This window comes from Bacteroides ndongoniae (genome assembly GCF_900108345.1).
GTDB classification, from domain to species: Bacteria; Bacteroidota; Bacteroidia; order Bacteroidales; family Bacteroidaceae; genus Bacteroides; species Bacteroides ndongoniae.
This window is the reverse complement of sequence record NZ_FNVV01000014.1, coordinates 2,001,524-2,017,487: the sequence shown is the minus strand read 5'-3', so window position 1 is coordinate 2,017,487 and position 15,964 is coordinate 2,001,524. Positions and strand designations below refer to the sequence as shown.

General features: G+C 46.6%; 7 protein-coding genes. 4 read left to right on the top strand and 3 right to left on the bottom strand.

Features of this window, described 5'->3' with window-relative positions:
• Positions 1-65 precede the first annotated feature (65 nt).
• From BQ5591_RS18955 to hemW, 3 genes are all read right to left on the bottom strand, one after another.
• A complete protein-coding gene (locus BQ5591_RS18955) occupies positions 66-491 on the bottom strand; it encodes a hypothetical protein (RefSeq protein WP_022162094.1) in 426 nt (141 codons plus the stop codon).
• Between the two features lie 314 nt (positions 492-805).
• On the bottom strand, positions 806-1,363 hold the full coding sequence (locus BQ5591_RS18950; RefSeq protein ID WP_071150515.1) for an RNA polymerase sigma-70 factor: 558 nt from the start codon (positions 1,361-1,363) through the stop codon (positions 806-808).
• Between the two features lie 116 nt (positions 1,364-1,479).
• Positions 1,480-2,616 carry a radical SAM family heme chaperone HemW gene (hemW, locus tag BQ5591_RS18945; RefSeq protein ID WP_071150514.1) on the bottom strand — a complete coding sequence of 379 codons (1,137 nt, stop codon included), beginning with the start codon at positions 2,614-2,616 and terminating at the stop codon, positions 1,480-1,482.
• A 160-nt stretch (positions 2,617-2,776) separates the two neighbouring features.
• Between hemW and BQ5591_RS18940 the strand changes: the two genes are divergently transcribed.
• The 4 genes from BQ5591_RS18940 (at position 2,777) to BQ5591_RS18925 (ending at position 15,964) form a co-directional block, all read left to right on the top strand.
• Positions 2,777-6,958, top strand: a complete 4,182-nt coding sequence (locus tag BQ5591_RS18940) for a two-component regulator propeller domain-containing protein (protein ID WP_071150513.1) — start codon at positions 2,777-2,779, stop codon at positions 6,956-6,958.
• A gap of 837 nt (positions 6,959-7,795) precedes the next feature.
• Positions 7,796-10,945: a SusC/RagA family TonB-linked outer membrane protein gene (locus BQ5591_RS18935; protein ID WP_071150512.1), complete on the top strand. Its 3,150-nt coding sequence runs from the start codon at positions 7,796-7,798 to the stop codon at positions 10,943-10,945.
• A gap of 26 nt (positions 10,946-10,971) precedes the next feature.
• Positions 10,972-12,885, top strand: a complete 1,914-nt coding sequence (locus tag BQ5591_RS18930; protein ID WP_071150511.1) for a RagB/SusD family nutrient uptake outer membrane protein — start codon at positions 10,972-10,974, stop codon at positions 12,883-12,885.
• Positions 12,886-12,925: 40 nt separating this feature from the next.
• Entirely contained in the window at positions 12,926-15,964 is a 3,039-nt protein-coding gene (locus tag BQ5591_RS18925) for a SusC/RagA family TonB-linked outer membrane protein (protein ID WP_071150510.1), read from the top strand.

The window sequence follows — 15,964 nt, the reverse complement described above, 5'->3', positions numbered from 1 at the left end:
TTATCTTAAAAAGCCGTTTTTTCTCTGCCTGTTCCCTTTCGGTCGGGGCGTTTCCTTTCCTTCTGTCATTTCTTTCCTTTGGGTTTCAGTTTTATCATCAGTTGCGTACTTTTCACCTCTTTGTCTTTCGGAGTACATACCAGCCGCAGGGTGCCTTGCTTGCCTATCCGTTCGGGATAGATTTTGATGCGTACGTTGGCCGACTTCTTTTTGGCACGAATCACCACCTTCTTTTCGGGGATGCTGAATACGGGTTTCTTGCCGGGAGGCGTTACGCCCTCGATTGTCACTTCGCGGTCCTGATCTTTCTTGTCGGCGGCGATGATTTTCACATCCAGTTCTTCGCTGCTCCTTCCCGGGTCGAAGGCATAGTCGAAGCTATGCTTTTCGAATCCGATGTAATCGTGTGGATACTTGGAGTCTTTGCTGCACGAGGCAAGCACGGACAGGAGCAACATGGCTCCGGTAGTCAGTTGGCAGATTGTTTTCATGTTGTTTATAAATATGTAAAAGAAACATTAAATGTATAGTCAGGCGAATCGGAGCAATCTGACTCCTCTTCTGGTTTTATCTAAATAGCTGTTTATCTGCTTGTTATTAAATATCTTTTCGCTTGATTACGGGGCCTTTGAGAGACACTTGCACGGCTCGCGAGCAACACTTGTACGGCTCGCGTTCGACACTTGTACGGCTCACGAGCCACACTTGCACGGCTCAAAGCCCCCGTAAGCTTGTTTGCTATAAAGACGTGAGTTGTCAGGAAATCCCCTACTGGAGATGTGGTAATAAAAGTTAATTTAGCGTATTATTCATCGCCTTCGTCGGGCAACAGCATCTTTCTGAGGCGGGTGGTGGCTTTTTGCAGTTGTGCGTCCACTGTCTTTACGCTGATGCCCAATGCCTCGGCCACTTGTGCATAGCTTTGCCGCTCTTCGCGGATGCGGATAAAGACTTCGCGGCAACGCTGAGGCAGGCGGTCCAATGCCTTGACGTAGCGGGCAAAAAGTTCTTCGCTGATCAGTGTTTCTTCGGGCGATGAGGCTGTGTCGGCCGGTTCGGGCAGGTGTTCGGCAGGCAAGGGGCTTTGCCGGTTTTCACGCTCCAGATAGTTGAGCGAGGCGTTCTTGGTGAGGATGAAGCAGTAGTCTTCGATGCTGTTCACTGCGGGCAGGCGGTCGCGCATCTGCCACAGGCGCATGAAGACGTCGAGCACTATCTCCTGTGCGGCGTCTTCGTCGCGGACATAGTAGTAGGCTATGCGGAACAGGCGGTCGTAAGTCAGGTCGTAGAAGCCCTTGAAGGCTCGTTCGGAGTCTTCTTCCTTCATCTGTCTCAAATAGCGTCTGACTTCCTGTTCGGTCATGGTCGGTTGGTTGGTTCGGACGCAAAGGTAATTGTTTTTGCGAACATCGGGCAACTGTCCGTTCGGAAAATGCGTGTGGCGTGTGCGGAGTCCAGGGTGACGACGAAAAACAGGATTCAGTCGTCCACATACATCAGGTCGCTCATGATGCCGTCCGAAACGAAGATGCCCCGACGCGTCAGCCGCAGAAAGCCGTCTTTCAGTTCCAGCTTGCCGTCAGTCAGGTAGGGAGCGGCCATGTCGAGGCAATATCGGTACAGCTTTTCGCCGTATTCCTGCCGTAACTGCTCCATCGGAATGCCCCACATGGTGCGTAGTGCGGTCATGACGCACTCGTTGTAGCGGGTGGCGGTGTCGCGGTATTCCGTTTCGAACGGACGGTTGCCGCTTTCCATGCCTTCAATATACTGCGTCAGCGACGATACGTTCCATTCGCGGCCGACGCCGTCGAACGAGTGAGCCGACGGGCCACAACCCAGATAGGGAATGCCTTGCCAGTAGGAAGTGTTGTGGCGCGAGTGCCGGCCGGGTTTGCAGAAGTTGGATATTTCGTAGTGCACGTATCCCGCTTTGCCCAGTGTATCTGTCAGGGCAGAGAAGAAACGCAGGCTGCTGTCCTCGTCCACCTGGCTGACGCGGTGAGCCTGTAGCATGTCGTACAGCGGTGTACCTTCTTCGTAGGTCAGGTGGTAGGCCGAGATGTGTTCCACGTCCAGAGCTACAGCCTGTTGCAGATCGTCTTGCCAGCGGCGGTCCGTCTCGCCCGGCAACCCGTAGATGAGGTCGATGCTGATGTTTCCGAATCCTGCCCGCCGGCAGCGTCCGACGGCTTCAATGGCCTGGCTGGCGTTGTGGCGGCGGTTCAGCAGACGCAGCATTTCGTCGTCGAACGTCTGTATGCCCATGCTGATGCGGTTGAAGGGGAGCCGGTCGTGCAGCATGGCGACATAGTCGTCAGTCAGATCGTCGGGGTTGGCTTCGAGGGTTGTCTCTTCGCAGGCTCCCAGCCCGTATACTTCTTCGAGGGTTTCGAATACAAGGGCAAAGTCTTCTTCGTTGAGTTGCGAGGGAGTTCCGCCGCCAAAGTAGACGGTTCGCACCGGTTCGCCTTTCAGGTACTCCTTTCGCGAGCGCAGTTCCTGACACAGGGCCCGGATGTAGCGTTTCTTCAGTTGGCTTTGGGTGGTGGAGTAGAAGTCGCAGTAGACGCATCGCGTCTTGCAGAACGGGATATGTATGTAGATGCCGGCCATGATGAGTATTTTATTGATTTATGGGACAAAGTTAGGGAAAAAATAACGATTTTTCCGACTTTATTCTCCTGCATCTTTGGAGCGACAGTTTTAGGTATTCATTTTTTTTATGTACATTTGCGCCATACATGAGAATAACAATAATTTAAGGAGACAGAAAATGCTTCACCGATTCATCCTCATTCTTTTCTGGTTTCTTATTCCCTTTATGTGCCGGGCAGCCGAGCCTGTAAGGGCTCCTTTGTCTTTTGAGTTATCTTTCATCCTGAACACTTTGCCAAACAAGGAAGTACAGTCCATTTATCAGGACCGTGACGGTTATCTGTGGATTGCAACGCGGAACGGTTTGTTTCAGTACGATGGTTACTCCATCGTAGCTTACAAATCCAATTTCGCCAATCCCGATCTGCTGACCAGTAACAATATCCTTTGTGTGGCCGAAGACAATAAGCACAATCTCTGGATCGGTACGTATAGCGGACTGAACGTGCTGGATAAGCGTACGGGGCAGATGAGTAAGATAAACAATCCTGAAATGAACGGAAATACGATTCCGCAGATTCTGGTAACGAAAAAAGGACGCATTCTGTTTGCAACAGACTGGGGACTGTACGAATATGATGAAAAAGCAAATACTTTCCGTTCTTTCGGTTATCCGGAAACCGCTAATGTGATGCCGAAAACTACGGTAAAAGCGTTGCTCGAAGACGACAGAGGGGATATCTGGATTGGGACTTGGGATCGTGGTCTTTATCGCTACGAGACTGCTACAGGCAAGTATTTTGCTTATCCGCGCCTGAACGAACAGAATTCGGCGCACGTCTTGTTTCAGGACAGTTATAAGAATATCTGGGTGGGTACGTGGCGTGGCGGATTGATGTTGCTGAAAGACGCTTACGAGCCGACTCGTACAACATGGGTCACCTATCGGAGCAATCCGGCCGATCCGACTGCTATTTCGGACGACATTATCTATAGCATAGCCGAAGATATCAATACCGGATCACTTTGGGTAGGTACCCGACGTGGGCTGAGTGTGCTGTCTCTGCATGGAGGCGACTATACCGGCCGTGAAGTTTTCAGCAATTACTATCCGGACGATTCCGAATACTCCATTGCCAGCGATGAAGTGACGTCGGTGCTGTGCGACCGCCAGGGACTGATGTGGATGGGGATGATTGGTGGCGGCATCACCAAGGCCAATACCCGCAAAGCAGATTTCGTATGGGATGGATTGCAGGAGTTGAAGCGTGTGATGAAAACCACTTCGGTACGCAGCATGCTGATCGATCGTGATAACTGCTTGTGGTTGGGGATGGGATCCTATGGGTTGGCCGTCAAGGACCGTAATATCGGGAAAACCGTTTATTATACCCAATTGCCGGATACGCATGGGTATCGCGATATTACTACAGTGATGTCCATTATGCAGAGCTCGCTCGACGGGCACATCTGGCTTGCTGCCTACGACGATGGTGCCTACGAAATAGAGAAAAAGGGGCTGGAACAATGGCATATAAAGCATTATTCTCCGCAGGAAGCGCCTTGGCTGGCCGGACATTGTGTCTATCATGTTTACGAAGATTCCAAGCACAATCTGTGGTTCTCTACCCGCAACGGTGTATCCATGCGCCGGGCCGACGGAAAGGCGGTCCGCTTCGATTCGCTTATGGTGGAGAATGACGCTATGCGTAGTGTTGTGACATTGGGTGTGGTAGAGGGGAGCGACGGTGACATCTGGGTAGCTTCGGGTACGCATGGGGTCATCAGGCTGCATTGTGATGCTTCGTCCGGCGAATGGAAGTTACAGGCCTATTCTTCCCGCAATCATAAACTGAACAATGATTATGTAGACTGTCTGCATCGTGACGCACACGGGCGCCTTTGGGCCGGTACGGGAGGCAGCGGACTTAACTATTATGACAAGGAAAGCGATTCTTTTTTACCGATGCATGCCCGATGGAATCTTCCGGGCGATGCTGTTGCCAGCATCAGGGACGATCAGGAAGGCAACCTTTGGTTGGGGACGAATGCCGGGCTTGTCCGACTTACGGTTCCTGACAATCTGAAAGATAATGCTTCTTTCCGTCTTTATACTACGATAGACGGCTTGCAGGATAACATCTTCCTGCGGGGAGCCGTGACGGTGGCCGGTAACGGAGAAATGTTTTTCGGCGGACACCAGGGTTATAACAGTTTCTATCCAGACAGTCTGGAGGTGCAGGTGCCACCTCCGGCAGTGAAGGTAACGGACATTAAAGTCTATAACCAGTCGTGGAAGTTGTTGCCCGATGCGGAACGCACGGACATCTCTCCTCTTTCGCCGAGTTTTGCCGAAGAAATCAGACTGGACTACCAGCACAACAACTTCAGTATCGAGTTCTCGGCGCTAGACTATGCTTCCCCCCAGCGGAACAACTATGCCTACAAGCTCGAAGGATTCGATGATGACTGGCAGTATACCGATGCTTCCAAACGTTTCGCTTATTATAACAATCTGGAACCGGGTACTTACACGTTTCTTCTGAAAGCTTCCAATTCAAACGGTGTTTGGAGCAAGGAACCCTATCGGATGAAAGTTGTGATATTGCCTCCGCCTTGGGAGACGTGGTGGGCTTACACCCTGTATGTCTTGCTGATAGTTGCTGCTGCATATGGCACATATAGGCAGGTACGCAACCGCATCCGCCTGCGCAACGCGCTCCATCTGCGCGAAATGGAAAAGGCCAAGGTCGAAGAAGTGAACCATGCCAAGTTGCAGTTCTTCACCAACATCACTCATGAGTTGCTTACACCGTTGACCATTCTTTCGGCTTCGGTGGACGAACTGAAGCGTGTAGCGCCCGAATACAAGGACCAGTATCGCGTGATGAACAACAACATTAATCGTCTGATAAGGCTGTTGCAACAGATACTGGAGTTCCGTAAGGCTGAGAGCGGTAACCTGAAACTGAAGGTTTCGCGTGCCGATCTGGCTTTGTTTGTACGTCGGAGCCTTGACAGCTTCCGGCCTTTGATGTCGCGTAAGGATATGCACTTCAGTTTGTCCTGCTCGCCCGAGCCAATGTCGGTCTATTTCGACCCGGACAAGCTGGACAAGATTCTTTATAACCTCTTTTCGAATGCTTCAAAGTACAATCGTCCCGGCGGCACCGTCAGTGTAACGCTGGAAGGCCGGACAGACGATACAGTGTGCCTCATTGTAAAGGACGACGGGGCAGGTATCCCGAAAGATGCGCAGAAGGAACTTTTCAAACGCTTTTATGAGGGTGACTACCGGAAGTTCAAGACCATTGGTACTGGTATTGGTTTGTCGTTGGTACGCGACTTGGTTGTGCTGCATCACGGAACCATCGAGGTAGAGAGTGAGGAGGGAAAAGGAACTGCCTTTATCGTAACTTTCCCTGCACGGCGAGATGCTTATGCCGAAGAAGAAATAGATGATTCGCTGTCGGAAGATACAGAGCGTCAGGAAGTAACGCCTCAGACTGATATCGTAGAGCCAGACGCTTCCGAAACGGCTGCTGAGGAGGAAACGGAACCTCTGTCGCCTGCCGTACGCCGTACGTTGCTGATTGTGGAAGACAGTGAGGACTTGCTGCAACTGATGACGAAGCTGTTGGGTACCGATTATAACATCTGTACGGCTGCCAACGGTAAGGAAGCTGTTGAGATAGTGGGCAACAGAGAAGTAGACCTGATTGTATCCGACGTCATGATGCCCGAAATGGACGGTATCGAGTTGTGTCGCTATATCAAGGGGCATTTTGAGACTTCGCATATTCCTATCATCCTGCTTACGGCAAAGAATAAGGAAGAAGACCGGGTAGAGGCTTACGAATCGGGAGCCGATGCCTTTATTTCCAAGCCTTTCAGCCTGAGTGTGCTGCATGCCCGTATCAGTAACCTGCTCCGTACACGCGAGCGGCGCAGCATGGACTTCAAGAAGCAATTGGTGTTCGAAGTAAAGGACTTGGACTATACAAGCATCGACGAAGACTTCCTGCAACGGGCCATCGACTGCGTGAACCGCCATCTGGCCGATGCCGACTTCGATCAGTCGGACTTCTTGGAAGAGATGCACACCAGCAAGTCTACCTGTTTCCGCAAGTTGAAGTCGCTTACAGGACAGACTTACGTATCGTTTGTCCGTAATATCCGCATGAAGGCTGCCTGCCGCATCATGGAAGAAAAGAAAAACATCCGAATTTCCGATTTGGCTTATGCTGTGGGTTACAACGACCCACGCTATTTCAGCAGCAGTTTCAAGAAAGAAATTGGTATGCAGCCCACCGAGTATATGGAACGCTTCACGCAGGGAGGCGGAGTAATCGAGGAATAATCTTGCTTGTTCGTCACTTGCATGGCTTGCGAGCCGTGCAAGTGTTGTTCGCGAGCCACACTTGTGTTGCTCGTGAGCCGTGCTTGTGTCGCTCGCGGACATTGCTTGTTACCTTTCGTGACATTGTTTGTTAAGGTTTCGAGCATTACTTGTTATGCGCTCCAGCTAACGTAGGTGTTTACGTTCACCATGTACTACTTGATGCTCGTAAAGTGATACTTTAGAATTGTACTGATGGATTGTAGGCAGACTATAGTCAGGTGAAACCTTCGCAGATGGTGAACAGAATTCCGGAAATAGCCTTCACGCTTTCACCCCTATCCTTTAATTGTTGATATACAGTGGCATACGGTGAAAGCTGAGACTTTACGGATGTTTCACCGTTTTCCCGCATACAGTGTGTACCGGATGCTTATCTTTCAACGTAATGTGTTTATATCGAACGATTTACGGTGAAACTTCACCAGGAAACTTGCTGCCGAACAGAGCAGTAGCCGGTGAAACATCCGTCAATCACTTTCTGTGCGGTTGGACTTCTCCGGTTGGATTTTGAAACGGAGGAGCATTTATCTTGCATTTTTCGACTGCATTTCGTTCAATTCTTAATTTATATGTTTTGTAACATTGTTTAAGTAAAAAGGAATATATCTACATGTTGAATAATGTTTCATTTCTTGTTGAATATTGTTTCATGGAACTAAATTCAACCTCTTTGGACCCTTTCAGAAGGTTTTTTGCATAGGGTAGGAATATTTTTGTAGCTGAATTCGATTGTGAAGAAACGCAAACAAATTCATTTTTTTTAATAATACATGTTTAATCTTAAAATTATTGCTAATGGAAAAGCAAGAAAACTTCTCAGGATGGCGAAATCCTAACGTTCGCCGATTGCTTCCAGCCGCAATTTTATTGTGCCTTTTCCTCTCGGCTCCGATAAAAGGATATGCAGAGGATAGACCTATGCCGGAGACGGTGCAGCAGGGTACGGTGAGAGTGACGGGTGTAGTGAAGGATATCAATGGTGAACCTGTGATTGGTGCCAACGTAATGGCTGTAGGTACGACGGTGGGTGTGATTACCGATTTGGATGGTAAGTTTACGCTTGATGTTCCTGCAGGAAGTAAGTTGAAGATTAGCTTTATCGGTTACAAAGATCAGGTGGTGACTTTGAAGAAAGCTGGCGCTACATTGAACATTGTGCTTGAAGAAGATTCGCAGATGCTTGGCGAAGTAGAGGTTGTGGCCTACGGTGTGCAGAAGAAAGTATCTGTGACCGGTGCCATTTCTTCAATGAAGGGTGACGATTTGCTGAAGACGCCGGCCGGATCGGTGAACAATATTCTTTCCGGTCAGGTGACAGGTGTATCTTCTGTACAATATTCCGGTGAGCCGGGTGCCGATGCGGCAGAGGTTTATGTACGTGGTATTGCAACATATGCCGATGGTGCTTCTACAACGCCGCTGATTCAGGTGGACGGCGTGGAACGTGACATGTCTCAGATTGACCCGAATGAAATTGAAAGTGTGACAGTGTTGAAAGATGCTTCGGCAACAGCCGTGTTCGGTGTACGCGGTGCCAACGGTGTTATCTTGATTACGACCAAACGCGGTGCCGAAGGTAAGGCTAAGATTTCATTTTCGACTTCGGTAGGTGTAAATGTCCGTACAAAGGATTTGGACTTTGCCAATTCTTATCAGTATGCCGATTATTACAATATGATGAGCATTAACGACGGTGGTTCGCAGATATTTACTGACGAGCAGCTTGCCGCTTTCCGCGATCATACCAATCCGATTCTTTATCCGGATATCAACTGGATTGATTACTGTATGAACAAAGCTTCTATCCAGTCGCAGCACAATGTGAACATTTCGGGTGGTACGGACAAGATGCGATATTTCGTTTCAGCTGGTATGTTCTCGCAGAACGGTATGTTCAAGCAGTTCAAGGCAGCCGATGACTTTAACTTTGATTACAAGCGTTACAACTATCGTGCCAACCTGGACTTTGACATTACAAAGACGACGTTGCTTTCGGTAAACATCGGTGGTCGTGTGGAAGTGAAACGCACGCCCGAGTCGGACGAAGACCAGAACCAGTTGTTCCGTAAGTTGTATTGGGCTGTTCCTTTTGCCAGTGCAGGTATTGTGAATGGCATGTATATCAAGTCGAACGGCGATTACCTGCCGTTTACGGGGACCGATGGTTTGGCTTCTTATTATGGCAAAGGTGCCCGTGTAAAAACCAACAATGTGTTGAACGTCGACTTGGTACTCGACCAAAAACTGGATTTCATTACAAAAGGACTTTCTGTCAAGTTGAAAGGTTCTTATAATTCGGCATACTCTAATGTAAAAAGATCGTATGCTTCGGTAGCCAGCTATACTCCGATTGTGGCTGACGACGGTTCTATTTCTTTCCGCAAATCAGGATCGGACAGCCAGTTGAGTTATAGCGACGGAGACTTTGGGAAGGCTCGTGACTGGTACATGGAGTTGGCTTTGAATTATAACCGTAAGTTTGGCGATCACAACGTTTCGGCTCTGGCTCTTTACAATCAGTCGAAGAAATACTATCCGGGTGGTGTTTATAACTACATACCTTCGGGTTACGTTGGTTTTGTAGGACGTGTGACCTACGACTGGAAGACTCGTTATATGGCCGAGTTCAACGTGGGGTACAACGGTTCTGAAAACTTTGCTCCGGGTAACCGATATGGTCTGTTCCCAGCCGGTTCGTTAGGATGGGTAATCAGCGAAGAACCTTTCTTTGAACCTTTGAAGGATGTTGTCGGCTATCTGAAAGTACGTGCATCATTAGGTTTGGTAGGTAACGATAAGAACGGTTCGGAACGTTTCATTTATTTACCTGGCAAATACGGATTTGGTCAGTATGACGGATATTATTTCGGCCAGAATGTAGGGAATAAGAAACCGGGTGCTTGGGAAGCTTCTCAAACCAATCCGGAGTCTAAATGGGAGACCTCGCTGAAACAGAACTACGGTATCGATTTCAATATTCTGAAAGACCGCCTGAGTGTTTCGGTAGACTATTTTATCGAACACCGTAAAGATATTCTGACCAAGCCCGATTACTTGCCCGGTATTTTGGGTATGGTGCTTCCTCCCGTCAATGTAGGTGAGGTGGAAAACAAAGGTTACGAATTGCAGTTGAAATGGAATGACCAGTTGAGTGAGGATTTTCGTTACTGGGCAACTTTCAATATGTCATATGCTACTAATAAGATTGTTTATATGAACGAGGTGAAACAGAATGAACCTTGGTTGTACGAAACAGGCCGACGTATTAATTCTCGTTTGATGTATAAATTCTGGGGATTCTACGATGAGACTGCCGATGCCCGCTATCAGGAGGAGTTTGGCCGTCCCATTGCCGACCATGGTATTACGTTGGCTCCTGGTGATGCAGTGTACGTCGACCTGAACGGTGACGGCAAGTTGGATGGTAACGATGCTACCCGCGATATCGGTTTTACCGATATACCAGAATATACAGCCGGTCTGACAGCAGGATTTGCTTGGGGCAAGTTCGACTTCTCTATGCAATGGACCGGTGCTTGGAATGTGGATCGTATGTTAAGCGAATTCCGTCGTCCGTTGGGTGATACCAACCAAAAGGGTTTGCTGCTCTATCAATATGAAAATACTTGGCGTTCTTCGGCCGATTCGTTTACGGCTAAGTTTCCGCGTGCATCGAGCAGTCATGCCAACAATAACTATGCCCAGAGCGACCTGTATTTGGTTAATGCCAGCTACTTGCGCTTGAAGAATGTGGAAATCGGTTATAACATGGATTTCCCCTTCTTGAAAAAAATAAAGGTAAACAACTGCCGTCTCTATGTGAACGGTTACAATCTGCTGACGTTCACGAACTTTATGTGGGGTGATCCGGAATCTCGTCAGAGCGACCGCCCTAACTATCCTTTGACGCGAGTATTTAACATAGGTTTGAAAGTAGGTTTCTAATCCTTTCATACGTAAATAGAAATAATATGAAAAAACTGACTAAATGGTTTATTGCGGCATTTGCAGGAGGCATGTTGTTGTTCTCCTCGTGTGTCGATCAGATAAAGTTCGGCGATAGCTTTCTGGAGAAAGCTCCGAGTACCGGTGATATGAACCAGGACACTATTTTTTCTAAGGCCGAATATGCACGTGCTTTTTTGTGGAAGACGTATAGCTATCTGTATTATGGTTTGGCAACAAACTGGAATGCTGTGGATGGGAAGATGAACACAGGTATGTTTGAAGTTCTGTCCGATTGCTGGCACAGCCACAATTCGTGGGATGGAGTGAACCGTAAATATTATTCGGGTGCTTACAAGGCAAGCGACGAAGATACGGGCGATGACACTCGTTTCAATTATACAAAAGAGAACTGTTGGGAAGCAATCCGGGCTGCATGGATGTTTATTGAAAACGTAGACCGTGTTCCTGATATGGATGGCGCTGAGAAATCACGTCTTGCTGCCGAAGCGAAAGTTATAATTGCATCACGCTATTTCGATCTTTTCCGTCATTTGGGAGGACTTCCACTTGTGAAACAGACATATGGCATCGAGGCTTCGTATGAGGTGCCTCGTGCAACAGCTGAGGAAACAGTGAATTACATGGTTGGCTTGTTGGATGAAGCTGCCGCCGTGCTTCCTTGGGATTTGGGTAGCGACGATGTCAACTGGCAAGGCCGCTTTACCAAAGCCGCAGCTATGGGGCTGAAGTGTAAGATTCTGTTGTTTGCAGCCAGTCCGTTGTTCAATGATAATGAACCTTATTGTACTGAGAATCCTCAAATTGCGGTCGAAAGCAAACAAGTTTGGTATGGGGGATATAGTGCAGATTGGTGGAACCGCTGCTGGACAGCTTGCAATGAATTTTTCACTGAACTGGAAAATAAAGGATATTATTCATTGATTGAGTCCCAATCGGCTACGTCTTCAGGCTATCGTTCTGCTTTCAACAAAGCTTATTTTATTCGTGAAAACAATACAGAATTGTTGATTTCTACCCGTATTATTGGTAAATACAATTGGGATTGGTGGTATTATTGGGGTGAATGGGTGACATTCGGCGGTTATACTCCTACTTTGGAATATATGAAGATGTTCCCTATGAGCGATGGAAAACCCTTTACCGAAGACTATCTGAAAGACGGTGCACACCCTTTCTTTGAAAATAATGATTACGACCAGCCTAACCGTGACCCTCGCTTGTATGAGACAATGTTGGTAAACGGCGCACGTTATGGCGACCATGCGGCAGAATTATGGGTTGGCGGACGTGAGAACATTGATGGTTCTCGTCTTGAAACTGGCGAGACTGCTACAGGTTTCCGTTGCTACAAGTTTTTCAAGGAAGGAAAAGGTAGTTTGGCAGGTAACTATTTGGAATGGCCTTATTTGCGGTTGGCAGAGATGTATCTGATTTATGCTGAAGCATGTCTGCAGGCAAAGGGCGATTTTGCAGGTGCTATAGCCAATGTTAACAAAGTGCGTGCACGTGTTGGATTGGGTGATCTGGATGCTTGCAATCCAGGTAAGAACCTGACAAGCAATAAAGAAGCTTTGCTTGAAGAAATTCTTCGTGAACGTGCTTGTGAATTGGGTTTGGAAGATGTTCGTTTCTTCGACCTGATCCGCTACAAACGTGCAGACTTGTTTAAACAGCCGTTGCATGGTTTACGTATTTATCGTAACGATGGTGGTGGTGATAAACCTTGGAGCGGAACCGATGGAAATAGGGATGAGTTCCCTGAAAAACCGGCTCAATTCCGTTATGAGATATTTACTTTGGGAAATATAGCACGCTCTTGGTGGACAAACTTCAGTACAAAATGGTATTTGTCTGCTTTCCCGCCATCCGAGGTGAATAAAGAGTATGGATTGACTCAAAACCCGGGGTGGAATTAATGTTTGTGTAGAAATATACAATTAATGAAGAAATAAAGATATGAAAAAATACAAGATATTAGCTTTGGCCATGTTGTCTTGTGTTGCCATGAAAGGCTTTGCACAAGGAAACAATGTGACCGGTAAAATTGTAGACAAGCAGGGCAATCCGGTAGAAGGTGCGTTGGTGTTTGTTGAAGCCAACCCGTTGGTACAGGTCGCCACAGATCGGAACGGATTGTTTGAGATAGCTGCCGAGCAAGGAAGTACCTTGAAAATACAGACTTGGAATGATGCAACCAAAGTGGTTCCGGTGGGCAAGAACGATAATAAGGTAATAACCATCGTCATGGATTTCTCTACTGAAGCTGTGAATTACGGTTTCGGTTTGAAGCAAACAAATGCCGAATCTACCGGAGCGGCATCAACTGTTTATGCCGATCAGATTGACAATCGTTCTTCCTTTAATATCGGTAATTCGTTGTATGGAAATGTTACAGGTTTGACGACCATGCAGAATACCGGTTCTGTATGGGATCAGATTCCTTCCATGTATGTCCGTGGACTTAAGACCCTGAACGGTAATAACGGAGTATTGTTAGTCGTAGATGGACTGGAACGGGATAACAATTGGAACGCCTTGAATTATATTACTCCAGAGGAAGTAGAGTCTGTAACCGTGTTGCGTGATGCGGCTGCTGTGGCTCTTTATGGTTATAGGGGCGTGAATGGTGTGATTAATATTGTAACTAAACGTGGTAAATACAGGACGCGTGAGATAAATTTCTCTTATGACCATGCATTCAATTCTCAGACTGATATTCCTGAGATGGCTGACTCTTATACCTATGCGAATGCTATTAACGAAGCATTGGCCAATGATGGCAGAACAGCACGCTATTCCCAAAATGAACTGAATGCTTTTCAGAGTGGAAAATATCCTTATCTTTATCCAAATGTCAATTGGGCAGATGAAGTATTTCGTGACAGGGGAACATCTGACATCGCTACGTTGACATTCCGTGGAGGTTCCTCAAAAATGCGTTATTTTACGATGATGAACCTGCAAAATAATCGCGGTTTTATCAATAATGCTAATTCAAATGCCGGATATTCAACCCAAGAAAAATATTCGAAGGCAAACTTCCGTTCGAATCTGGATATTGATTTGACTTCTACCACACGCATGCAAGCCAATATCATGGGTGTTTTGAATGAGTTTAGCCGTCCTGCATCAAGTGGAGAGAATCTGATATACAAGACTTTTATGGTTCCTTCTGCAGCTTTCCCCATCAGAACAGAGAGTGGTTTGTGGGGAGGTAATGCTACTTGGGGAGAAGGTTATAATCCTGTATATTTGGCTCAAGGACGTGGCTATACGAAAGGACATACCCGTGCTTTGTATGCCGATATGGCTTTACAACAAGATTTATCTTCAATTACTAAAGGTTTAGGAGCTACTCTGCGCATCGGTTACGATAACATTGCTTCTTATTGGGAGGATTACAGACAACGTGCCAAGTATGGTATGCAGACTGTTACCAAGTGGGAAAATGGTGAACCGATAGAATTCTCTAATTTTGAGGGCGGTGTTAATGACGGTTCTATTGATGCCAATAATTATTCAAAACTGGATTGGCAGCATCGTTCTTTTAATTTTCAAGCAAATGTTGATTGGAAACGTAGTTTTGGAGTACACGACATCTATACTATGTTGTTATATACTTATAAATACGACAATAAAAATGGTGTAGGTAATACTTTGTTTACACAAAGCGCATCGTGGTATACTCACTATGGTTATAAGAATCGCTATTTTGCAGATTTCACGTTGACTTCTTCTGCTTCTAACCGTTTGGATCCCGATAGCCGTTGGGGATTGGCGCCTACTATTGGTTTGGCATGGGTCATTTCTAATGAAAGTTTTATGAAAAATCAGAATGTGATTGATTTTATGAAGTTACGTGGTTCGTTTGGTATCATTCAGACAGACAATATTCCATCTAATGGATATTGGAATGAAACTGTAGTAGGTGGTAACAGCTATCCTATCAAGGACAACCATACGGGAAGTGATGGTGGTTGGCAGGAAGGGCGTTTGCCTTCTTTGAATGGAACGACAGAAAAGGCATATAAGTACAACCTTGGTTTGGATATGTCTATGCTGAAAGGACTTACATTGACTATTGATGGCTTTTATGAAAGGCGTTCGGATATTTGGGTAAGTTCAGCTGGACAGGTATCTTCTATCATTGGCGTTTCTGCTCCGTATGTGAATGGTGGTATTGTGGATAGCTGGGGCACAGAAATCGGTTTGGATTATAATAAGAATTTTGGTGACTTCCGCATTCGTTTAGGAGGTAATTTCTCTTATTATACCAGTGAAATCAAAGAGCAGATGGAAACTCCCCAAGCTTATGATTATCTTTATGCCAAGGGCAAACCTGTAGGACAGATTTGGGGATTGCAGGCTGTCGGCTTCTTTATTGATGATGCAGATATTGCCAACAGCATTCCGCAACAGTTTGGACCTGTAAAACCTGGTGATATTAAATATAAAGATGTCAATGGTGACGGTGTGGTTAATTCGAACGATGTGATTCCGATGGGGTATAATACAACCTGTCCTGAAATATATTATGGTTTCAATGTAGGCTTTGAGTGGAAAGGATTGGGCATTGACGCTTATTTTCAGGGTGTAAGTAATTATACGGCTGCCTTGAACTCATATGCTTTTTATTTGCCATTGATTGATAACACATCTATTGCAAACTATTATTATGAGAACCGTTGGACACCTGAAACTCCGAATGCTCGTTTTCCGCGTTTGAGTACAGAGCGTGTGGATAATAACTACAATTATAATAGTTCGATATGGTTGCAGGATCGTTCGTTCTTGAAATTGCGTAATTGCGAAGTTTATTACAAGATTCCTCAGGCATGGCTAAGTAAGATTAAGATGAAAACAGCCAAGGTGTATGTACGTGGTGTTGATCTTTTCTCGATAGATAACATCGAAATAACTGATCCTGAGGCGATGTCTCCTTACGATCATCCGGCAACTCGTTCTATCCATGTTGGTGTGTCACTTGGACTTTAA

Excerpts from the sequence above, each read along its gene's own strand:
- BQ5591_RS18955 (WP_022162094.1), bottom strand. The coding sequence starts at position 491 with ATGAAAACAATCTGCCAACTGACTACCGGAGCCATGTTGCTCCTGTCC.
- BQ5591_RS18950 (WP_071150515.1), bottom strand. The coding sequence starts at position 1,363 with ATGACCGAACAGGAAGTCAGACGCTATTTGAGACAGATGAAGGAAGAA.
- hemW (WP_071150514.1), bottom strand. The coding sequence starts at position 2,616 with ATGGCCGGCATCTACATACATATCCCGTTCTGCAAGACGCGATGCGTC.
- BQ5591_RS18940 (WP_071150513.1), top strand. The coding sequence starts at position 2,777 with ATGCTTCACCGATTCATCCTCATTCTTTTCTGGTTTCTTATTCCCTTT.
- BQ5591_RS18935 (WP_071150512.1), top strand. The coding sequence starts at position 7,796 with ATGGAAAAGCAAGAAAACTTCTCAGGATGGCGAAATCCTAACGTTCGC.
- BQ5591_RS18930 (WP_071150511.1), top strand. The coding sequence starts at position 10,972 with ATGAAAAAACTGACTAAATGGTTTATTGCGGCATTTGCAGGAGGCATG.
- BQ5591_RS18925 (WP_071150510.1), top strand. The coding sequence starts at position 12,926 with ATGAAAAAATACAAGATATTAGCTTTGGCCATGTTGTCTTGTGTTGCC.